The following is a 23,246-nucleotide window of genomic DNA, read 5'->3' as shown; positions in this document are numbered from 1 at the left end:
AGGTGGGACGACGCAGAGAGGATGCACAATTGTGCTGCGCCGTTCAGGTCAAAGAAGTGTCGCACCTGATGTCGAAAATCAGTTGGAAGGGGTGACACCATAAAACAGGAAGACAACCATGTCCGTTCGTATCGATAGAGACGTGATTAATGCGCTAATTGCAGGCCATTTTGCGGATCCTTTTTCCGTACTGGGTATGCACCAAACTGAAGCCGGACTTGAAGTCCGCGCCCTATTACCCGATGCCACCGAAGTGTGGGTGATCGAACCAAAAACCGGACGTAAAGTGGGCAAGCTGGATTGCCTCGACTCTCGCGGTTTTTTTTGTGCTGTACTTCCCCGCCGTAAAAATTTCTTTCGCTATCAGTTGGCCGTTGTCTGGCATGGACAGCAGAATCTGATTGATGACCCTTATCGTTTTGGCCCGCTAATCCAGGATATGGATGCCTGGCTGTTATCTGAAGGTACGCACCTGCGACCTTACGAGACGCTGGGGGCGCATGCAGACACCATGGATGGCGTTACCGGCACGCGTTTTTCCGTCTGGGCGCCGAATGCACAGCGTGTTTCAGTCGTGGGACAGTTCAACTATTGGGATGGCCGCCGCCACCCCATGCGCCTGCGTAAAGAGAGTGGTATCTGGGAACTGTTTATCCCCGGAGCCCAGCAGGGTCAGCTGTATAAATACGAGATGATCGATGCAAACGGTAAGCTGCGTATTAAAGCCGACCCCTACGCGTTTGAAGCGCAAATGCGCCCGGAAACTGCATCGCTTATCTGCGGTTTGCCGGAAAAAGTGGTGCAAACTGAGGAGCGCAAAAGAGCTAATCAGTTTGATGCGCCAATCTCTATCTATGAAGTGCATCTGGGTTCATGGCGTCGCCATACCGATAACAACTTCTGGCTGAGCTATCGTGAGCTGGCAGATCAGTTGGTTCCCTACGCAAAGTGGATGGGCTTTACCCATCTCGAACTGCTGCCGATCAACGAACACCCGTTTGACGGCAGTTGGGGTTACCAGCCTACCGGCATGTATGCGCCGACCCGCCGTTTCGGCACGCGTGATGACTTCCGCTATTTTGTCAATGCCGCCCATCAGGCGGGGCTGAACGTGATCCTCGACTGGGTTCCGGGTCATTTCCCGTCGGACGACTTTGGTCTGGCTCAGTTTGATGGCACCAGTTTGTATGAACACAGCGACCCGCGTGAAGGCTATCACCAGGACTGGAATACGCTGATCTACAACTATGGCCGCCGTGAAGTCAGCAACTATCTGGTGGGCAACGCCCTGTACTGGATTGAGCGCTTTGGTATCGATGCGCTGCGTGTGGATGCCGTGGCATCAATGATTTATCGCGACTACAGCCGTAAAGAAGGGGAATGGATCCCGAATGAATTTGGTGGTCGCGAAAACCTCGAAGCCATTGAGTTCTTGCGCAATACCAACCGTATTCTTGGCGAACAGGTTCCTGGTGCCGTGAGCATGGCGGAAGAGTCCACCGATTTTGCCGGTGTCTCCAGGCCGCAGGATATGGGCGGTTTAGGTTTCTGGTACAAGTGGAACCTGGGCTGGATGCACGACACGCTGGATTACATGAAGCTGGACCCGGTTCATCGTCAGTATCACCACGATAAGCTGACCTTCGGCATGCTGTACAACTACACCGAAAATTTTGTTCTGCCACTGTCACACGATGAAGTCGTACACGGTAAGAAATCGATTCTCGACCGCATGCCGGGAGACGCATGGCAGAAATTTGCCAACCTGCGTGCCTATTACGGCTGGATGTGGGCCTTCCCTGGTAAGAAACTGCTGTTTATGGGGAACGAATTTGCTCAGGGACGCGAGTGGAACCACGACGCCAGCCTTGACTGGCATTTGCTGGAAGGGGGCGACAACTGGCACCACGGTGTACAGCGACTGGTACGCGACCTGAACCACACCTATCGTCATCATAAAGCGTTGCATGAGCTTGATTTTGATGCCTATGGCTTTGAGTGGCTGGTGGTGGATGACAACGAACGGTCGGTGCTGATTTTTGTCCGCCGTGACAAGGCCGGTAATGAAATTATCGTCGCCAGTAACTTCACGCCAGTGCCGCGCCATGGCTACCGTTTCGGCATCAATCAACCGGGCAAATGGCGTGAAATCCTCAATACCGACTCGATGCATTACCACGGCAGCAATACCGGTAATGGTGGGGCTGTGCACAGTGATGAAATCGCCAGCCATGGGCGTCAACACTCACTGAGCCTCACGTTGCCACCGCTGGCAACGATTTGGCTGGTTCGGGAGGGGTAATGACGCAACTGGCAACCGGCAACGCCACACCCCATGGTGCAACGTATGACGGCCATGGCGTCAATTTCACCCTTTTCTCGGCCCATGCCGAACGCGTTGAGTTATGCGTATTCGACGAGCAAGGTTGCGAACACCGCTATGACCTGCCAGGGCGTAGCGGGGATATCTGGCACGGCTATTTGGCCGATGCCAGACCAGGTCTGCGCTACGGTTATCGCGTGCATGGACCGTGGCAGCCTGGGCAGGGTCACCGCTTCAATCCGGCGAAGCTGCTTCTCGACCCTTGCGCGCGTCGGGTTGAAGGTGAATTAAAAGATAACCCTCTGCTGCACGGCGGGATTGATGAACCGGATCATCACGATAATGCCGCCATCGCCCTGAAAAGCGTGGTGGTGTCAGACCGGTATGACTGGGAAGACGATACCCCGCCACGCACGCCGTGGGGCAATACCGTGATTTACGAAGCGCATGTCAAAGGGCTGACGTATCTGCATCCTGATATCCCTGAAGAGATACGCGGTACCTACAAAGCGCTCGGTCATCCGGTGATGCTCGACTATTTCAAGCGTCTTGGCATTACCGCGCTGGAGCTGTTGCCCGTTGCACATTTCGCCAACGAACCGCGCCTTCAGCGGTTGGGGTTGTCGAACTACTGGGGGTACAACCCGGTGGCGATGTTTGCATTGCATCCAGCCTATGCCTGCTCGCCAGAGAGTGCGTTGGATGAGTTTCGTGATGCGGTAAAAGCACTGCATAAAGCGGGTATTGAGGTCATTCTCGATATCGTTTTGAACCACAGTGCCGAACTGGATCTTGAGGGGCCTGTCTTCTCGCTGCGCGGAATTGATAACCGTAGCTATTATTGGATCAGGGACGATGGTGATTACTACAACTGGACCGGCTGTGGGAACACCCTCAATCTGAGCCATCCTGGTGTCGTGGAGTATGCCTGTGAATGCCTGCGTTACTGGGTTGAAACCTGCCACGTCGATGGTTTTCGTTTTGATTTAGCTTCCGTCATGGGGCGTACGCCTGCGTTTCGTCAGGATGCCCCCCTGTTTACCGCGATCCAAAACTGTCCGCTGCTCTCTCGCGTCAAACTGATTGCGGAACCGTGGGATATTGGTGAAGGCGGATATCAGGTGGGTAATTTCCCACCTCCATTTGCCGAGTGGAATGACCATTTTCGCGATGCCAGTCGACGCTTCTGGCTTCAGCGTAATCTGTCTTTGGGAGAGTTTGCCGGACGTTTCGCCGCATCCAGCGATGTGTTTAAACGCAATGGCCGCAAACCCAGCGCTACCGTCAATCTGGTGACCGCGCATGACGGTTTTACGCTGCGCGACTGTGTGTGCTTCACAAATAAGCACAATGAAGCGAATGGTGAGGAAAATCGGGACGGCACTAGCAATAACTACAGCGACAATCATGGTAAAGAAGGATTAGGCGGCTCGCTGGACCTGATTGAACGGCGGCGCGACAGCATTCATGCGCTGTTAACCACGCTGCTGCTCTCCCAGGGGACGCCGATGTTGCTGGCAGGCGATGAGCATGGTCATAGCCAGCACGGTAACAATAACGCTTACTGCCAGGATAACGCGCTAACCTGGCTGGACTGGCAGCAGGCAAACAGTGGGCTAACGACATTTACCGCCGCCCTGATTCATCTCCGCCAGCAAATCCCGGCTCTTACCGGAGATTGCTGGTGGGAAGAAGGCGATGGCAATGTCCGCTGGCTGAATAAGTACGCACAACCCTTAAGTGCGGATGAGTGGCAAAACGGCCCGAAACAGATGCAAATCCTGCTTTCAGACCGTTTCCTGATTGCAATAAACGCCACGCTTGAGGTGACAGATATCGTTTTACCTGAAGGGGAATGGCATGCCATTCCCCCATTTGCCGGAGAGGACAATCCGGTGCTTACGGCTGTCTGGCAGGGACCTGCGCACGGACTGTGTGTGTTCCAGAGAAGATAAAAAAGGAGTTAGTCATGGTGAGTTTAGAGAAGAACGATCGTGTAATGTTGGCGCGCCAGCTGCCATTAAAATCTGTTGCCCTGATCCTGGCCGGTGGCCGCGGTACCCGCCTGAAAGATTTAACCAACAAACGTGCTAAGCCTGCCGTGCACTTTGGCGGTAAATTCCGCATTATTGATTTTGCCTTATCCAACTGCATTAACTCCGGGATCCGTCGTATTGGCGTGATCACGCAGTACCAGTCACATACCCTGGTGCAGCATATTCAGCGTGGCTGGTCATTCTTTAGCGAAGAGATGAACGAGTTTGTCGATCTGCTGCCCGCCCAGCAAAGGATGCAGGGCGAAAATTGGTATCGCGGCACGGCGGATGCGGTGACCCAAAACCTGGACATCATTCGACGCTACAAAGCGGAATATGTGGTGATCCTCGCAGGCGATCATATCTATAAGCAAGACTACTCGCGCATGCTGATCGACCACGTTGAGAAAGGTGCACGTTGCACCGTTGCCTGTATGCCAGTGCCTATCGAAGAAGCCAGTGCGTTTGGCGTAATGGCTGTTGACGAAAACGAAAAAATTATCGAATTCGTTGAAAAACCAGCGAATCCGCCTGCTATGCCAGGTGACCCCACTAAATCTCTCGCCAGTATGGGGATCTACGTTTTTGACGCCGATTATCTGTATGAATTGCTGGCAGAAGATGACCTGAATGAAACCTCCAGCCACGATTTTGGTAAAGACCTGATCCCGAAAATCACCGAAGCTGGCATGGCTTATGCACACCCATTCCCATTGTCCTGCGTGCAGTCTGATCCGGAATCCGAGCCATACTGGCGTGATGTGGGAACGCTGGAAGCCTACTGGAAGGCGAACCTCGATCTGGCCTCGGTAACGCCTGAACTGGACATGTATGACCAGAACTGGCCAATCCGTACACATATGGAATCACTGCCGCCAGCGAAATTCGTGCAGGACCGTTCCGGTAGCCACGGAATGACGCTGAACTCGCTGGTTTCCGGTGGCTGTATTATTTCCGGTTCGGTGGTGGTGCAGTCCGTACTGTTCCCGCGAGTGCGGGTGAATTCTTTCTGTAACATTGATTCGGCAGTGTTGTTACCTGAAGTCTGGGTTGGACGTTCGTGCCGCTTACGTCGTTGCATTATCGATCGCGCCTGCGTCATTCCTGAGGGCATGGTGATTGGCGAAAATGCGGAAGAAGATGCTCGTCGCTTCTACCGCTCAGAGGAAGGCATTGTGCTGGTCACGCGTGAAATGCTACGCAAACTGCAAATCAAACAGGAGCGATAATGCAGGTTTTACACGTTTGTTCAGAGATGTTCCCCCTGTTAAAAACCGGGGGACTGGCGGATGTTATTGGGGCGTTACCTGCGGCACAAATTGCGGACGGCGTGGATGCCTGCGTGTTGCTTCCGGCGTTTCCTGATATTCGTCGCGGCATTCCTGATGCGCAGGTCGTGACGCGTCGGGATACTTTCGCCGGACGGATAACGCTGTTGTTCGGACATTACAACGGCGTCGGCATTTATCTGATTGATGCGCCGCATCTCTATGACCGTCCCGGCAGCCCGTATCACGATACGAACCTGTTTGCTTACTCCGATAACGTACAACGTTTTGCGCTGCTCGGCTGGGTAGGATGTGAAATGGCCTGCGGGCTTGATCCATTCTGGCGCCCGGATGTGGTGCATGCGCATGACTGGCACGCTGGCCTGGCGCCGGCGTATCTGGCGGCGCGCGGCCATCCGGCGAAATCGGTGTTCACCGTACACAACCTGGCGTATCAAGGCATGTTTTATGCAAAGCATATGGATGACATCCAATTGCCATGGTCGTTCTTTAATGTGCACGGACTGGAGTTTAACGGGCAGATTTCATTCCTGAAGGCCGGTTTGTACTACGCCGACCATATTACGGCGGTGAGTCCGACCTACGCACGGGAAATTACCGAGCCGCAGTTTGCCTATGGTATGGAAGGGTTGTTGCAACAGCGTCATCGTGAGGGGCGTCTTTCCGGCGTACTGAACGGTGTTGATGAAAAAATCTGGAGCCCGGAAACCGATCTGTTATTGGCATCGCGGTATACCCGTGACTCGCTGGAAGAGAAGGCCGAGAACAAACGGCAGCTACAGATTGCGATGGGACTTAAGGTTAACGATAAAGTGCCGCTGTTTGCTGTTGTGAGCCGTCTGACCAGTCAAAAAGGGCTGGATCTGGTGCTGGAAGCGCTGCCTGGGTTGTTAGAGCAGGGCGGACAACTGGCGCTGCTCGGCGCGGGCGATCCGGTATTGCAGGAAGGGTTCTTAGCGGCGGCCGCGGAACATCCAGGCCAGGTTGGCGTGCAGATTGGTTATCACGAGGCCTTCTCGCATCGCATCATGGGCGGGGCCGATGTGATATTGGTGCCCAGCCGTTTTGAGCCGTGCGGCTTAACGCAATTGTATGGACTGAAGTACGGCACGTTGCCGCTGGTGCGGCGTACCGGTGGGCTGGCTGATACGGTGTCTGATAGTTCGCTGGAGAACCTGGCGGACGGTATCGCCAGTGGGTTTGTATTTGAAGATAGTAATGCCTGGTCGCTGCTACGGGCGATCCGGCGTGCTTTCGTATTGTGGTCCCGGCCTTCGCTTTGGCGGTTCGTACAACGTCAGGCCATGACCATGGATTTTAGCTGGCAAGTCGCGGCGAAGTCTTACCGTGAGCTTTACTATCGCTTGAAATAGATATCCAGGAATCACCTATATGAATGCTCCATTTACTTATGCATCGCCCACACTCAGCGTAGAGGCACTTAAGCATTCTATTGCCTACAAGCTGATGTTCACGATTGGTAAAGACCCGGTCATTGCCAATAAACATGAGTGGCTGAACGCCACATTGTTCGCGGTGCGCGATCGTCTCGTGGAGCGCTGGCTGCGTTCTAATCGTGCGCAATTATCCCAGGAAACTCGCCAGGTCTATTACCTGTCTATGGAGTTCCTGATTGGCCGCACGCTTTCCAATGCACTGTTATCATTGGGTATTTATGATGATGTCAAAAATGCGCTGGAAGGCATGGGGCTGGATCTTGAAGATCTGATTGACGAAGAGAACGACCCTGGTCTTGGTAACGGTGGCCTTGGTCGTCTGGCGGCCTGCTTCCTTGACTCTCTGGCAACGCTGGGCCTGCCGGGACGCGGTTACGGTATTCGCTATGACTACGGGATGTTCAAACAGAACATTGTCGATGGCCGACAGAAAGAGTCGCCGGACTACTGGCTGGAATACGGTAACCCGTGGGAATTTAAACGCCACAATACGCGTTACAAAGTGCGTTTTGGTGGGCGTATTCAGCAGGAAGGCAAGAAAACGCGCTGGATTGAGACCGAAGAGATCCTCGCGGTGGCGTATGACCAAATTATCCCTGGTTACGACACAGACGCCACCAACACGTTGCGTCTGTGGAATGCGCAGGCCAGTAGCGAAATCAACCTCGGTAAATTCAATCAGGGCGACTACTTTGCGGCGGTGGAAGATAAAAACCATTCCGAGAACGTTTCCCGCGTGCTGTATCCAGATGACTCCACCTATTCGGGACGCGAGCTGCGCTTGCGTCAGGAGTATTTCCTGGTCTCCGCCACGGTGCAGGACATTCTGAATCGTCATTATCAACTGCACAAAACCTACGATAATCTGGCAGATAAAATTGCTATTCACCTCAATGACACCCATCCGGTGCTGTCGATTCCTGAGCTGATGCGTCTGCTGATTGATGAGCACAAGTTTAGCTGGGACGATGCCTTTGAGGTGTGCTGTCAGGTCTTCTCGTATACCAACCATACGCTGATGAGCGAGGCGCTGGAAACCTGGCCGGTGGATATGCTGGGTAAAATTCTGCCGCGCCACCTGCAAATTATCTTTGAGATTAACGATTACTTCCTGAAAACGCTGCAGGAGCAGTATCCGAACGATACGGGTCTGTTGGGGCGTACTTCGATCATTGATGAGTCGAACGGCCGTCGCGTGCGTATGGCGTGGCTGGCCGTCGTGGTGAGCCACAAAGTTAACGGTGTGTCGGAGTTGCACTCTAACCTGATGGTACAGTCGCTGTTTGCTGATTTTGCAAATATCTTCCCAACCCGTTTTTGCAACGTTACCAATGGTGTGACACCGCGTCGTTGGCTGGCGCTGGCGAACCCGCCGCTTTCCAATGTGCTGGATGAGAACATTGGCCGTACCTGGCGCACCGATCTCAGTCAGCTCAGCGAACTGGAACAACACTGCGATTTCCCGCTGGTGAACCAGGCGGTGCGTCATGCGAAGCTGGAGAACAAAAAGCGCCTGGCGACGCTCATCGCACAGCAGCTGAATGTGGTGGTGAATCCGAAATCGCTGTTTGATGTGCAGATCAAGCGTATTCACGAGTACAAGCGTCAGTTGATGAACGTGCTGCATGTGATTACCCGCTACAACCGCATTAAGGCCGATCCTGATGCCGAGTGGGTGCCGCGTGTGAATATTTTTGCCGGTAAGGCGGCTTCGGCTTATTACATGGCGAAGCACATCATTCACCTGATCAACGACGTCGCGAAAGTGATCAATAACGATCCGCAAATTGGCGATAAGCTGAAGGTGGTGTTTATTCCTAACTACAGCGTCAGCCTGGCGCAGGTGATTATTCCTGCCGCCGACCTGTCTGAGCAAATCTCACTGGCCGGGACCGAAGCCTCCGGGACCAGTAATATGAAATTTGCTCTCAACGGTGCGCTGACCATCGGCACGCTGGATGGTGCTAACGTTGAGATGCTGGAGCATGTGGGCGCAGAAAATATCTTTATCTTCGGGAATACGGCGGAAGAGGTCGAGGCTTTACGTAGCCAGGGCTACAAGCCGCGTGAGTATTACGAGAAAGATGAAGAGCTGCACCAGGTGCTGACGCAAATTGGCAGTGGCGTATTCAGCCCCGAGGAGCCGGGACGCTACCGTGACCTGGTGGACTCACTGATTAACTTTGGTGACCACTATCAGGTGCTGGCGGACTATCGCAGCTACGTTGATTGCCAGGACAAAGTTGACGAACTGTATCGCCACCCGGAAGAGTGGACCACGAAGTCGATGATAAATATCGCCAATATGGGCTACTTCTCATCGGACAGGACGATCAAAGAGTACGCCGAGAACATCTGGCATATTGATTCGGTGCGGTTGTAACACACGATGCCGGGGGCGCTTCGCTTGCCCGGCCTACATTTATCTACTCTTGTAGGCCGGATAAGGCGTTAGCCGCTATCCGGCAAAATGCCTGGGGGCGCTTCGCTTGCCCGGCCTACATTTATCTACTCTTGTAGGCCGGATAAGGCGCTAGCCGCCATCCGGCAAAATGCTCGGGGGCGCTTCGCTTGCCCGGCCTACGTTTATCTACTTTTGTAGGCCAGATAAGGCGATAGCCGCTATCCGGCAAAATGCCCGGGGGCGCTTCGCTTGCCCGGCCTACATTTATCTACTTTTGTAGGCCGGATAAGGCGTTAGCCGCCATCCGGCAAAATGCCCGGGGGCGCTTCGCTTGCCCGGCCTACATTTATCTACTCTTGTAGGCCGGATAAGGCGTTAGCCGCCATCCGGCAAAATACCCGGTGGCGCTTCGCTTGCCCGGCCTACATTTATCTACTCTTGTAGGCCGGATAAGGCGTTAGCCGCCATCCGGCAAAATACCCGGTGGCGCTTCGCTTGCCCGGCCTACGTTTATCTACTTTTGTAGGCCGGATAAGGCGTTAGCCGCCATCCGGCATTTTTATCAGGAGGCCAGAGATAGCTGGTGTTTCTCAACGTATTCTGCCAGCCACTGTGTCATGCGGGACTGCTGTTCGGCATTTAGCCACATCCCTTCTTTCGTACGACGCCACAGTGCATCTTCTGCACGGCGAACCCACTCGTGCTCGACCAGGTATTTCAGCTCGGCTTCATAGAATTCATGGCCAAAGTCTTCGCCCAACTCGGCAACCGAAGTCGCTTCGCCGATGATCCATTCCGTGTTGCTGCCATAGGTGCGTGAATAATGGCGCGCCAGCGACTCGGTCAGGAACGGATAGCGACGGCGCAGTTTTGCCGCGTAATCCTCACGATCGCCACCAATATCACCGCCTGGCAGGATGCACTCTTTGGTCCATGCTGGCCCAATGCCCTGATAGTAAGACGACAGTTTTTCCATCGCGTGTTCGGCCAGTTTACGGTAGGTCGTCAACTTGCCGCCGAAGACGGACAACAGCGGAGCTTTGCCGTTTTCATCATGGATATCCAACGTGTAATCACGGGTGATAGCCTGTGGTGAGTCTGATTCGTCATCGCACAGCGGACGCACACCTGAATAGGTCCAGACGATATCGTCACGGCCCAGCTGTTTCTTAAAGTGAGCGTTGTAGACTTTCAGCAGGTAATTGATTTCGCTTTCATCAATTTTCACCGCTTTGGGATCGCCTTTGTACTCCACGTCGGTCGTCCCGATAATCGAGAACTCATCCATCCATGGGATAACAAACACAATACGTTTATCTTCGTTTTGCAGGATGTACGCCTGCTTCTGGGTATGCACGCGCGGCACCACAATGTGGCTGCCTTTAATCAGGCGGATACCGTATGGTGATGGCAGGTGCATGCCGTCGTCGAAGAACTCTTTTACCCACGGGCCGGTGGCGTTTACCAGACCGCGCGCCTGCCAGGTGTGTTTTTTACCGGTATCGATATCTTCAGCTTCAACAACCCACAGACCGTTTTCACGGCGAGCGGAGGTTGCGCGGGTACGGGTTAATACTTCCCCACCTTTACGCACCACCATTTGGGCGTTTGCCAAAACCAGACGTGCATCGTCTACCCAGCAGTCAGAATATTCGAAACCGCGCACAATCTCGGGTTTCATTACGGAATCCGCGCCAAAACGCAAACCGGTCGAGCCCGGCAAACTGGTGCGTTTGCCCAGATGATCGTACATAAACAGACCAATACGGATCATCCATGCCGGACGCAGGTGCGGGCGGTGGGGCAGGCGAAAGCGCATTGGGAAGGCGATATGCGGTGCCATTTTCAACAGCACTTCACGTTCGGCCAGCGCTTCGCTAACCAGGCGGAATTCGTAGTGTTCCAGGTAGCGCAGGCCACCGTGGATGAGTTTGGAACTGGCGGAGGAGGTCGCGCAGGCTAAATCCTGTGCTTCCAGCATCAGCACGGATAAACCGCGTCCAGCGGCATCTGCCGCGATACCGGCACCGTTGATGCCTCCACCTATCACAATCAGATCTTTGGTTTCCATGCTGGCCTCTCGCACTTTCGTTATAGCTCATTAATGTTCGTTATCGAGCATAATAGCAAAGAATCGCGCCATTGGTAACATCGGATAAACAATTTACAGTGATACATATAACATTATGGCGTTTACCTGCTCAGGCAACGTACACTGGAGGGTAATATTGGTTACCTGCCAGAACATAAGTAGAACTTAAAAAGAGAACACCATGGATCAGTTTGAATGTATCAATGTCGAAGAAGCCCATCAGAAACTACTGCACGGAATGGCGGTGCTGGTGGATATTCGCGATCCGCAAAGTTATGCGATGGGTCACGCGCCCCAGGCGTTTCATCTGACGAACGATACGCTGGGGACGTTTATGCGTGACCACGATTTCGATACCGCCGTGATGGTGATGTGCTATCACGGCAACAGCAGTAAAGGTGCGGCGCAGTATCTGCTTCAGCAAGGTTATGATGCGGTTTACAGCGTCGACGGCGGCTTTGATGCCTGGCATCGACATTTTCCTGCAGAAGTGGCATACGGTTCGTAAGCTAACAAAGATGCAGCCTGAAACAGGCTGGGTCTATATACTGTCCTCTTTTGTGTGGATGAAGCGACAGCAACAATGTTGATGATTACCTCTTTTGCTAACCCCCGCGTGGCGCAGGCGTTTGTTGATTACATGGCGACACAGGGCGTTATTCTGACGATTCAACAACATCAGCAAACGGATGTCTGGCTGGCGGATGAGTCCCAGGCCGAGCGCGTGCGGGCTGAACTGGCGCGTTTTCTGGAGAATCCGGGCGATCCGCGTTATCTGGCGGCAAGCTGGCAGTCGGGCCAGACCGACAGTGGTTTGCGCTATCAACGCTATCCGTTTCTTGCCACGTTACGCGAACGTGCGGGTCCGGTGACCTGGGCGGTGATGGCCGCGTGTGTGCTGGTGTTTATCGCAATGAATGTGATGGGTGACCAGGCGGTTATGCTCTGGCTGGCATGGCCGTTTGATCCTACGCTGAAATTTGAATTCTGGCGTTATTTCACCCACGCGTTTATGCACTTCTCTCTGATGCACATTCTGTTCAACCTGTTGTGGTGGTGGTATCTCGGCGGTGCGGTTGAAAAGCGTCTGGGTAGTGGAAAACTGATTGTTATTACCGTGATCAGCGCCCTGTTGAGTGGCTATGTTCAGCAGAAATTTAGCGGCCCGTGGTTTGGTGGGTTGTCTGGCGTGGTATATGCGCTGATGGGCTATGTGTGGTTGCGCGGCGAGCGTGATCCGCAAAGCGGTATTTTCCTGCAGCGTGGTTTGATTATCTTTGCTTTGATCTGGATTGTTGCCGGCTGGTTTGATCTATTCGGCATGTCGATGGCGAATGGCGCTCATATCGCCGGGTTGGCTGTGGGTCTGGCAATGGCGTTTGCCGATACTATTCATGTGCGAAAACGAACGTAATTTCAGGGAACAATAATGAAGCAAACACAACGACATGACGCGATCATCGAGCTGGTAAAAAAACAGGGATATGTCAGCACCGAAGAGCTGGTGGAGCATTTCTCCGTCAGCCCACAAACGATTCGCCGGGATCTCAACGATCTGGCCGATCAGAACATGATTCTGCGCCATCATGGCGGCGCAGCGTTGCCGTCCAGTTCTGTGAATACCCCGTGGCATGACCGTAAGGCGACACAGACGGCGGAAAAAGAGCGTATTGCCCGTAAAGTTGCCACGCAGATCCCGAACGGCTCCACGCTGTTTATCGACATTGGCACCACGCCGGAAGCGGTCGCTCATGCGCTGCTTAATCACAGCAACCTGCGCATTGTGACCAACAATCTCAATGTGGCGAATACGCTGATGGCAAAAGAGGACTTCCGCATTATTCTGGCCGGTGGCGAACTGCGAAGCCGCGATGGTGGGATTATGGGCGAAGCGACCCTCGACTTTATTTCACAGTTCCGTCTGGACTTTGGCATCTTAGGGATAAGCGGTATCGACAGCGATGGTTCGCTGCTGGAGTTTGATTATCACGAAGTTCGCACCAAACGCGCCATTATTGAGAATTCACGTCATGTGATGCTGGTGGTGGATCATTCGAAGTTTGGTCGTAATGCGATGGTGAACATGGGCAGTATCAGCATGGTCGATGCGGTATATACCGACACGCTGCCGCCTGCTGGCGTGATGCAGGTCATTGCTGACCATCATATCCAGTTAGAGCTGTGCTAAGCGAATTCCAGGCCTGATACGCGTCGCGCATCAGGCGTTAACTAAACGCCATACCCCATCATTTTCAGCAGCTTCTGCGCATGTTGCACCGCATCCTGGCGGTGCGCCACGCCAAGTTTTTGGTACAAGTTGCGGATATGCGTCTTAATGGTCGTCGCAGCAACAGCCAGCTCACCGGCAATCTGCTCGTTGCTGTAGCCAGAATAAATCAGACCGAGAACCTGCCATTCACGTTGGGTCAGCGGGCTGGTACGGATCAGCTCCGGGACGTCCGGGTGGGTGAGCAGGCGTTCAACGAACCCTTCATCAAAGTGGGCGAATTTGTGGCGGTGATGCTGGTTAATCTCGCGCAAAATACGCTGCGCACGATGCTGCTCAAGTTCCGGTAATGTGTTGAGCTGAATCAGCTGGCGTAGCTGCTGCGCCATGGCCTCGCCTTCGATCACAAAGTGGCTGATGAACCCGGTGCGGTTCGCCAGTTGCAGGGCATCGAGCAACACCCGCTGTGCATCATTTTTACGCCCCGCTTGCCAGTACAACTGGTTAAGCAGCAGCAGGTTACGGTTAAGATCGCTCATCAGGCGCAGGTTACGCGCATTTTCGTTTAGTTCTTCCAGCACAATTTCTGCCGGTTCAAACTCACCCAGCAGGATCTGCGCGCGGGCGATGTTACGCCACTGGCTTTGCAGGAAGTGGTTGTTAGCGAATTCTGGTTTCGGCGTGTGGCGCAGCCAGTTGGCGGCGGAGTTTTTGTCACCGACCATTTGCCAGTAAATGACGCGCACCTTATCGGCGTTGGAGATCCAGTCGCTGTGATAGTGGCCGTTGCCCAGCAGGTTTTCCAGACGGTTGAGCAGGCTGCGAGCGTTATCAAGATCGCCCCGAGCCAGTGAACACTGAACCAGCAGCGCCAGGCACTGAAGCTGTTGCTGCGGCTGGAAGGTTGCAAGCAGTTCAATGCCGCTGCGGGCAGAGGCCTCTGATTCATCCAGACGCGCCCATGCCCACAGGAGTTGCGCCCGTATACGCACCAGAAATTCGTGCATCGGCAGCTGTTCCAGATGCTGCTCTTTAATCAGCTGGAACGCTTTTTCCTGCGTCTCCCAGGCAGCCTGTAAAAAGCCCTGGGCAAATAAAATTTCGCTTTGTTGGATCAGACTCCACAGCGCGTAATGCCAGACGTCATGATGACGCGCCATTTGCTCTGTTTGCTGCATCAACGCCAGAGAACGCGTGAGATCGCCTTTACAGTGCAGGACTTCACCGTGCACTGACGTGGCAACGATACGACTATAAAACCAGGCAATCGGTAATTCATCCAGTGCCAGTTTTGCCAGACGTTCTGCCTCGTCCGGGTTGCCGTCGTTAATCGCTACCTGCGCACGCAAAGCGTTAAATTCGGCATGTAGCGTCTGTTCCATATCGCCTTTCATTTCCTGCTCTGCGCGAGCCAGCAGGGTGTTAACTTCGCTGTAGCGGTGTTGGCTTTGCATCAGCCAGGCCTGCAGCAGCACCAGGCGTGGATTTTCCAGCAGGCTTTCCCACGGCAGAGCTTTCAATGATTCTTCAAGTAATGCCAGTTCGCTGTGGTTAAACAGTCCCCACGCATGGTTCAGCAGAATATCGCGCAGCATATGGGCGTCACCTGCCGCCAGCGCGTGGTGGATGGCTTCGGTCGGAAAACCTTGCGCCATCCAGCTTTCAGCGGCGGCGCGGTGTATTTCAGGAAGTTCGGTAGCTAACTCCCACTGACAACGCTGGCGTAAAAAGCTGCCAAATAGCGGGTGATAGCTAAACCATTCGCCGACATCATCCATCCGCTGCAGGAATAATCCCTGCCGCTCAATTTCCTCCAGCCGCATTTGGCCGTTTTCTTCGCCCGTGACCCGAACAATCAGCGCATCGTTCATCGAGCGCAGGATGGCGCTTTTTAGCAGGAAATGACGGGTTCCGATATCGACGCTGTCCAGGACTTCATCGACCAGATAATCGGATAAATGGCTGGCGTTGATACCGGCCAGACGTCGTGCCGACTGGTGGGCAGAATGGTTGTTCTGACGGGCAGATAGGGCGATCAGCTGTAACGCCGTGGCCCAGCCTGCAACGTCATCGCACATGCGGCTACTTTCCGCAGCCTCAATCGGGGAGGACAGGCGGCGGTCAAAAAATTGTTTGGCTTCCTGGTGGTTAAAGGCCAGCTGCTGGCTGCCGATTTCCAGCAGTTGATCGCGTACGCGCAGGTTGGCAATGCCCAGTTGTGGTAGGTTACGCGACAGCACGACTAACGTCAGATTTTCCGGCTGATGGCGCAGGAAAAAACGCATTGCTTCGTGGATGGCTGGATTGGAGATCAGATGATAATCATCCACGACCAGATAGAGTGGACGATGCCACTCCGCCAGTTCAATGAACAGCTGGGCAAACAGTGAGGTCAGGCTGGCATACTGGCGTTTTTGCACCATGGCTTCGCTGGTGGTGCAGTGCCCACCGGTCGCCTGTTGGATTGCCGCAATCAAATAGCTGGCGAAGCGCTCTTGCTGGTTATCGCCTTCATCCAGGGAGTACCAGCCTAATTCGTTCTTCCCCGCCGCCCATTGTGAAACAAGCGTTGTTTTTCCATAACCAGCAGGACTTGTTATCAGGGCAAGCCTGAAATTGTTCGCGCCGGAAAGTTTAGCCAGCAGGCGCTCACGAACCACCGTATGGTCGAGTCGAACCGGACGACTTAATTTAGACGGAATCAACATAAGTTAGTCACTTCACTGTGTGAATATGGGGGAAAACGATTTTTTTTGCGCTTCGTAATTAATAGATATAAGGTCGGCCAGATCGGGATTTATTGCAAGCTAAGCGGACTTTTTGTGTGTCTGATTTTGCACTATGTCACAAATCTATACATCTATTGCAATAATTGTTTTAAAGAGTCGCAACAGGCATGGTGACTGGATCCAGCGTTATTTTTACGGGGTGGAACAATTCCTCTTTTTTAATGTGGCTACTGTGGCGATGAATAAAAATCGATGAATTTTGTGCTCGACTTAAAACTTTCATGTGAAATATCTCAAGCAGAATATGTATTTCAGGTTAGAAACTATTTCTTCGTTTACATATTTTTTCTAAATGTCATCTTCCTGTTTGATATTGTCTGGATAATCTCTTTTGATTAATGCGAAAACCGCGATGCATTTCAGGGGTATGCGGAGAGCCTGCGTATTTATCGGCCATAATTCCCCTCTTAAAGTGGCGGCGATCACATTTTAACGCTCATCCCCGCTCCTCCTCCCTGTCTAATCCCTGGCAGGATGAGGAAGGTCAACAACGAGCCTGGCAAACTAGCGATAACGTTGTTTATTACCTAAGGACCTGGAATCCCTATGTCACAGCCTACTTTCAACAAAGATCAATTTCAGGCTGCCCTGACACGTCAGTGGCAGCGCTTCGGTTTATCGTCGGCTCACGAAATGACGTCGCGCCAGTGGTGGCAGGCCGTGAGTGGGGCGTTGGCTGAATTACTCAGTGCCCAGCCTGCGGTGAAACCGGCAAAAAATCAGCGTCATGTTAACTACATCTCAATGGAGTTTTTGATTGGTCGTCTGACGGGGAACAACTTGCTCAATCTGGGCTGGTATCAGGCGGTGAGCGACGAGCTGAAAGCACACGACATCAACCTGACCGACTTGCTGGAAGAAGAAACCGATCCGGCGTTGGGGAACGGGGGGCTGGGGCGTCTGGCAGCGTGTTTCCTCGATTCGATGGCAACGGTTGGCCAGTCGGCGACGGGTTACGGCCTCAACTATCAGTACGGTTTGTTCCGTCAGTCATTTGCTGATGGTCAACAGATGGAAGCGCCGGATGACTGGCATCGCGGCAGCTACCCGTGGTTCCGCCACAATGAAGCACTGGATGTGCAAGTCGGGATTGGCGGTAAAGTTACCAAAGACGGGCGCTGGGAACCGGGATTCACCATCACCGGTCAGGCCTGGGACCTGCCAGTACTGGGCTACCGCAACGGCGTGGCACAACCGCTCCGCCTGTGGCAGGCCACTCATGCGCACCCGTTTAACCTGACCAAATTTAATGACGGTGATTTCCTGCGTGCGGAACAGCAGGGGATCGACGCCGAAAAACTGACGAAAGTGCTGTACCCGAACGATAACCATACGGCAGGTAAAAAGCTGCGCCTGATGCAGCAGTACTTCCAGTGTGCCTGCTCCGTGGCAGACATTCTGCGCCGTCATCATCTGGCGGGACGTAAGCTGCACGAACTGGCCGACTACGAAGTTATTCAACTGAACGACACCCACCCGACTATTGCGATCCCTGAACTGCTGCGCGTGCTGATTGATGAGCACCAGATGAGCTGGGACGATGCATGGGCGATCACCAGCAAGACGTTTGCTTACACCAACCATACTCTGATGCCTGAAGCGCTTGAGTGCTGGGATGAGAAGCTGGTGAAGGCGCTGCTGCCGCGTCATATGCAAATCATCAAAGAGATTAATGACCGCTTTAAGAAACTGGTCGATAAAACCTGGCCAGGCGATGCCGCCGTTTGGGCGAAACTGGCGGTGGTGCACAACAAACAGGTACGTATGGCCAACATGTGCGTGGTCAGCGGCTTTGCGGTTAATGGTGTGGCGGCGCTGCACTCTGATCTGGTGGTGAAAGATCTGTTCCCGGAATACCACCAGCTGTGGCCGAACAAATTCCATAATGTGACTAACGGGATTACCCCGCGTCGTTGGATCAAGCAGTGCAACCCGGCGCTTGCAGCACTGCTGGATAAGTCGCTGAAAAAAGAGTGGGCCAACGATCTAGACCAACTGATTAACCTGGAAAAATACGCCGACGATGCGAAATTCCGTCAGCAGTACCGCGACATCAAGCTGGCGAACAAAGCGCGACTGGTGAAGTTTATTAAAGCGCGTACCGGTATTGAGATAACGACTAACGCGATTTTTGATATTCAGATCAAGCGTCTGCATGAGTACAAACGCCAGCACCTGAACCTGCTGCACATTCTGGCATTGTACAAAGAAATCCGTGAAAACCCGCAGGCGGATCGTGTACCGCGCGTATTCCTGTTTGGCGCAAAAGCGGCACCGGGTTACTACCTGGCGAAGAACATCATTTTCGCCATCAACAAGGTAGCGGAAACCATCAATAACGACCCGAAAGTTGGCGATAAGTTGAAGGTTGTGTTCCTGCCGGATTACTGCGTCTCGGCGGCGGAAATGTTGATCCCAGCGGCGGATATCTCCGAGCAGATCTCGACCGCGGGCAAAGAGGCCTCCGGCACCGGTAACATGAAACTGGCGCTGAACGGCGCGTTAACGGTGGGTACGCTGGATGGCGCTAACGTCGAAATCGCTGAGAAGGTGGGCGATGAGAATATCTTTATCTTTGGCCACACGGTGGAAGAGGTGAAGGCGCTGAAAGCGAAAGGCTATGACCCGGTGAAATGGCGTAAGAAAGACAAAGTGCTGGATGCGATTCTGAAGGAGCTTGAAAGCGGTAAATACAGCGACGGCGATAAACATGCTTTTGACCAGATGCTGCACAGTATAGGTAAGCAGGGCGGTGACCCGTATCTGGTGATGGCGGACTTCGCGGCCTACGTTGAAGCCCAGAAGCAAGTTGATGTGTTGTACCGTGACCAGGATGCCTGGACGCGGGCGGCGATCCTGAATACCGCGCGCTGCGGCATGTTCAGTTCAGACCGCTCAATCCGCGATTATCAGGCTCGTATCTGGCAGGCGAAACGCTAAGGAATCGCGATGGAAAGCAAACGTCTGGATAATGCCGCGCTGGCGGCGGGGATCAGCCCCAATTACATTAACGCTCACGGCAAACCGCAGTCTATTGGTGCCGAAACCAAGCGGCGTTTGCTTGAAGCCATGCATCGCACCACCGCCGCCACGCAGGTGGCGGTGACGCCGGTGCCCAATGTCATGGTGTATACCGCGGGTAAGAAAATGCCACTGGCGGTTGAAGGTTGCGGGGAGTTTAGCTGGCTGCTGACCACTGAAGATGGTGTGCAGCACAAAGGGCATGCCACCGGCGGCAAATCTTTTCACCTTCCGACGAAACTGCCGGAGGGCTATCACACGCTGACATTGACGCAGGGCGAGCTGCGCACTCACTGTCGCGTCATTGTGGCGCCAAAGCGCTGCTATGAACCGCAGGCGCTGCTGGAGGGGCAAAAACTGTGGGGCGCGTGCGTTCAGCTCTACACCCTGCGTTCAGAGAAAAACTGGGGGATTGGCGACTTTGGCGATCTCCGTACCATGCTGGTGGACGTGGCGAAACGCGGAGGGGCGTTTATCGGTCTTAATCCGATTCATGCGTTGTATCCGGCGAATCCGGAGAGCGCCAGCCCGTACAGTCCGTCTTCGCGTCGCTGGTTGAACGTCATTTATATCGACGTCAACGCAGTGGAGGATTTTCATCTAAGCAAAGAGGCGCAAAGCTGGTGGCTGAAACCCACAACTCAGCAAGCCCTGCAACGTGCGCGGGATGCCGAATGGGTTGATTATTCTGCCGTTACCGCACTGAAGATGACCGCGCTGCGCATGGCGTGGAAAGGCTTCTCCGCTCGTGATGATGAGCAGATGGCGGCATTTCGCCAGTTTGTGACTCAGGAAGGCGACAGCCTGTACTGGCAGGCAGCCTTTGATGCGCTGCATGCGCATCAGGTGAAAGAGGATACGTTGCGCTGGGGATGGCCGGTATGGCCGGAAGCTTTCCAGTCGGTAGATTCGCCGGAGGTCAAACAGTTCTGCGCAGAGCATCGTGACGAGGTGGATTTCTACCTGTGGCTGCAGTGGCTGGCGTATACCCAATTTGCGGATTGCTGGGAAACCAGTCAGGGCTTTGCCATGCCGATTGGGTTGTATCGTGATCTGGCAGTTGGTGTGGCAGAAGGTGGGTCAGAGACCTGGTGTGACCGTGAACTGTATTGTCTGAAAGCCTCCGTTGGTGCGCCGCCGGATATTCTTGGGCCGCTTGGGCAAAACTGGGGGCTGCCGCCGATGGATCCGCACATCATCACGGCACGGGCCTACGAACCGTTTATCGAACTGCTGCGTGCCAATATGCAGAACTGCGGCGCGTTGCGTATCGATCATGTGATGTCGATGCTGCGCCTGTGGTGGATCCCCTACGGAGAGACTGCCGATCACGGCGCCTACGTCCATTATCCGGTTGATGACCTACTCTCTATTCTGGCGCTGGAAAGTAAACGCCATCACTGTATGGTGATTGGTGAAGATCTGGGTACTGTGCCGGTAGAGATTGTCAGCAAACTGCGTGATAGCGGTGTGTATTCCTACAAGGTGCTCTATTTTGAGAATGACCATGAGAAGAATTTCCGCGCGCCAAAAGCGTACCCGGAACAATCAATGGCAGTCGCGGCGACGCATGACCTTCCTACGCTTAAAGGCTATTGGGACAGCGGCGACCTGACGTTGGGTAAAGCGCTGGGGCTGTATCCGGATGAGGTTGTGCTGCGAGGGTTGTATCAGGACCGGGAACTGGCCAAGCAGGGGCTGCTGGATGCGCTGCACAAGTACGGCTGTCTGCCAAAACGTGCCGGGCATAAGGCATCGCTGATGTCGATGACGCCGATCCTCAATCGTGGGATGCAGCGTTATATCGCCGACAGCAACAGTGCACTCCTGGGTCTACAGCCGGAAGACTGGCTGGATATGGCGGAACCGGTCAATATTCCGGGCACCAGCGATCAGTACAAAAACTGGCGGCGTAAGCTTACCGCCACGCTTGAGCAGATGTTTGCCAATGAAGGGGTGAACAAGCTGATTAAGGATTTGGACAGACGGCGAAAAGCGGCTGCGAAGAAAAAGTAAAAAAGCCGGGGATTTCCCCGGCTTTTTTATGGTGATAGCTCGTAGTATGTAGGCCTGATAAGCGTAGCGCCATCAGGCTGCCGGATGGCGGCTTTGCCTTATCCGGCCTACAAGCCGTCTCGATTAAACCACCATACCCAGCAGCAGACACCCTACCAGACCGCAGACGGAGATAATGGTTTCCAGCATTGACCATGACTTAATGGTTTCACCGATGGTCAGGTTGAAGTACTCCTTGAACAGCCAGAAGCCAGGATCGTTCACGTGGGAGAAAATGACGGAACCGGAACCTACTGCGATAACCATCAGCTCTGGGCTTACGCCGGTGGTCGCGATCAGCGGTGCCACAATCCCACCTGCAGTGATTGCTGCAACGGTTGCAGAACCCAGTGCGATACGCAGTACCGCAGCAATAGACCATGCCATCAGCAGCGGAGAAACGTTAGAGCCGTGCATCATTGAAGCGATGTATTTGTCGACGCCGCTATCAACCAGGACCTGTTTGAAGGCACCGCCACCACCGATGATCAACAGCATCATCGCGATAATTTTGATTGAGGAAACCAGCGTATCGTTTATCTGATCCATCGAGCGTCCACGGTTCAGACCAAACGTGAACATCGCAATCAGAACGGCAATCAGTGTTGCCATAACCGGGTCACCGAGGAATTCTGCAACCGGCAGGAAAGCATGGCCTTTTGGCAGGATCATCTCTGCTACGGCGCGCATGGCCATCAGAATGACCGGTACCAGAGAGGTCCAGACGCTGACGCCAAAGCCCGGCATTTCTTCTTCAGTGAAGGTTTTCGCGCTGTACAGACCTTCCGGGATCGGCTTATCGATGCCTTTCAGGAAACGAGCGTAGACCGGACCTGCGAGAATGACGGTCGGGATTGCCAGAATCGTACCAAACAGCAGGGTTTTACCCATATCGGCGTGGAAAATGGTCGCGATAGCGGTCGGACCCGGGTGCGGCGGCAGGAAGCCGTGAGTCACGGACAGCGCAGCGGCCATCGGCACACCAACGTACAGCAGCGGAATATTCGCAGCAGCAGCAATGGTGAATACCAGCGGCAGCATCAGCACGAAGCCGACTTCGTAGAACAGGGCAAAACCAACGGTGAAGCCGGTTAAGACCACCGCCCATTGAATGTGTTTTTTGCCGAATTTAGCAATCAGCGTGGTCGCAATGCGCTGCGCACCGCCGCAGTCTGCCAGCATTTTGCCCAGCATGGCGCCAAAACCCATAATCAGGGCGAGGCTGCCAAGGGTTCCGCCGACACCGGCTTTAATAGAACCAATGACTTTATCCAGTGGCATCCCTTGCATCAATCCGACAGCAAGCGCCACCAGGACGAGAGCGATGAAACCGTTCATTTTGAAACGGATCATCAGGAGGAGTAACAAGATTACACCGATAGCAACGATGACTAATGGCATGATTTACCTGGCCTTTACTTTGTTATGGGTAACGTCAGTGTTTAGATGACAAATTCCGATTGTCCCGACCGGGAACAGAGTATTCACAGCACCAATGCTGATTGCCTGTAAAACTAATCAGTTTAGCTGGCTGTTATATGCGTCTTGGGTGC

Annotated in this window: 13 protein-coding genes; 10 read left to right on the top strand and 3 right to left on the bottom strand. The window is 53.8% G+C overall.

Translation table 11 applies throughout. The annotated features are described in order from the left end of the window. The first annotated feature begins 118 nt into the window (after positions 1-118). Genes glgB through glgP form a run of 5 tightly spaced genes read left to right on the top strand, consistent with a single transcriptional unit; the run spans position 119 to position 9,488 of the window. On the top strand, positions 119-2,302 hold the full coding sequence (gene glgB / locus NNO08_RS01405) for a 1,4-alpha-glucan branching enzyme (protein ID WP_271448674.1): 2,184 nt from the start codon (positions 119-121) through the stop codon (positions 2,300-2,302). Next, positions 2,302-4,278: a glycogen debranching protein GlgX gene (glgX, locus tag NNO08_RS01400; RefSeq protein ID WP_271448673.1), complete on the top strand. Its 1,977-nt coding sequence runs from the start codon at positions 2,302-2,304 to the stop codon at positions 4,276-4,278. Before glgB ends, glgX begins: the two co-directional genes overlap by 1 nt. Before the next feature lie 14 nt (positions 4,279-4,292). After that, positions 4,293-5,588, top strand: a complete 1,296-nt coding sequence (gene glgC, locus NNO08_RS01395) for a glucose-1-phosphate adenylyltransferase (RefSeq protein WP_271441378.1) — start codon at positions 4,293-4,295, stop codon at positions 5,586-5,588. Continuing rightward, complete coding sequence (gene glgA, locus NNO08_RS01390) at positions 5,588-7,021, top strand: glycogen synthase GlgA (protein WP_271456027.1); 1,434 nt, start codon at positions 5,588-5,590, stop codon at positions 7,019-7,021. Before glgC ends, glgA begins: the two co-directional genes overlap by 1 nt. A 19-nt stretch (positions 7,022-7,040) precedes the next feature. Beyond that, on the top strand, positions 7,041-9,488 hold the full coding sequence (gene glgP, locus NNO08_RS01385) for a glycogen phosphorylase (protein WP_271441380.1): 2,448 nt from the start codon (positions 7,041-7,043) through the stop codon (positions 9,486-9,488). Positions 9,489-10,071: 583 nt separating this feature from the next. Here the strand turns inward: glgP and glpD are convergent. Continuing rightward, positions 10,072-11,580 (bottom strand): glycerol-3-phosphate dehydrogenase, encoded by a 1,509-nt coding sequence (gene glpD, locus NNO08_RS01380; protein WP_271441381.1) that lies wholly within the window; start codon positions 11,578-11,580, stop codon positions 10,072-10,074. Between the two features lie 202 nt (positions 11,581-11,782). On the opposite strand from glpD, the gene glpE reads away from it, so the two are divergent. The 3 genes from glpE to NNO08_RS01365 all read left to right on the top strand — a co-directional run bounded on the left by glpE (position 11,783) and on the right by NNO08_RS01365 (position 13,789). After that, complete coding sequence (gene glpE / locus NNO08_RS01375) at positions 11,783-12,109, top strand: thiosulfate sulfurtransferase GlpE (RefSeq protein WP_006687428.1); 327 nt, start codon at positions 11,783-11,785, stop codon at positions 12,107-12,109. A gap of 75 nt (positions 12,110-12,184) precedes the next feature. Further along, positions 12,185-13,015, top strand: a complete 831-nt coding sequence (glpG, locus tag NNO08_RS01370; RefSeq protein WP_271441382.1) for a rhomboid family intramembrane serine protease GlpG — start codon at positions 12,185-12,187, stop codon at positions 13,013-13,015. Between the two features lie 15 nt (positions 13,016-13,030). Next, positions 13,031-13,789: a DeoR/GlpR family transcriptional regulator gene (locus tag NNO08_RS01365; protein WP_003023499.1), complete on the top strand. Its 759-nt coding sequence runs from the start codon at positions 13,031-13,033 to the stop codon at positions 13,787-13,789. Positions 13,790-13,830: 41 nt separating this feature from the next. On the opposite strand, the gene malT is transcribed toward NNO08_RS01365, so the two are convergent. After that, complete coding sequence (gene malT / locus NNO08_RS01360; protein ID WP_202037548.1) at positions 13,831-16,536, bottom strand: HTH-type transcriptional regulator MalT; 2,706 nt, start codon at positions 16,534-16,536, stop codon at positions 13,831-13,833. A 627-nt stretch (positions 16,537-17,163) separates the two neighbouring features. On the opposite strand from malT, the gene malP reads away from it, so the two are divergent. Then, the gene (malP, locus tag NNO08_RS01355; RefSeq protein WP_271456026.1) at positions 17,164-19,557 is read left to right on the top strand and encodes a maltodextrin phosphorylase; all 2,394 of its coding nucleotides are present in this window, start codon (positions 17,164-17,166) and stop codon (positions 19,555-19,557) included. Between the two features lie 9 nt (positions 19,558-19,566). Continuing rightward, on the top strand, positions 19,567-21,654 hold the full coding sequence (gene malQ / locus NNO08_RS01350; protein WP_271441384.1) for a 4-alpha-glucanotransferase: 2,088 nt from the start codon (positions 19,567-19,569) through the stop codon (positions 21,652-21,654). Between the two features lie 123 nt (positions 21,655-21,777). Here malQ and gntT read toward each other — a convergent pair whose 3' ends face one another. Further along, on the bottom strand, positions 21,778-23,094 hold the full coding sequence (gene gntT, locus NNO08_RS01345) for a gluconate transporter (protein WP_271454339.1): 1,317 nt from the start codon (positions 23,092-23,094) through the stop codon (positions 21,778-21,780). Positions 23,095-23,246 lie beyond the last annotated feature (152 nt).

Origin of the sequence: Citrobacter sp. Igbk 17, from assembly GCF_028069775.1 — a bacterium.
Classification (GTDB): domain Bacteria; phylum Pseudomonadota; class Gammaproteobacteria; order Enterobacterales; family Enterobacteriaceae; genus Citrobacter.
Note: the sequence above shows the minus strand (reverse complement) of the source record. Positions and strands in the feature narration are given on the sequence as shown.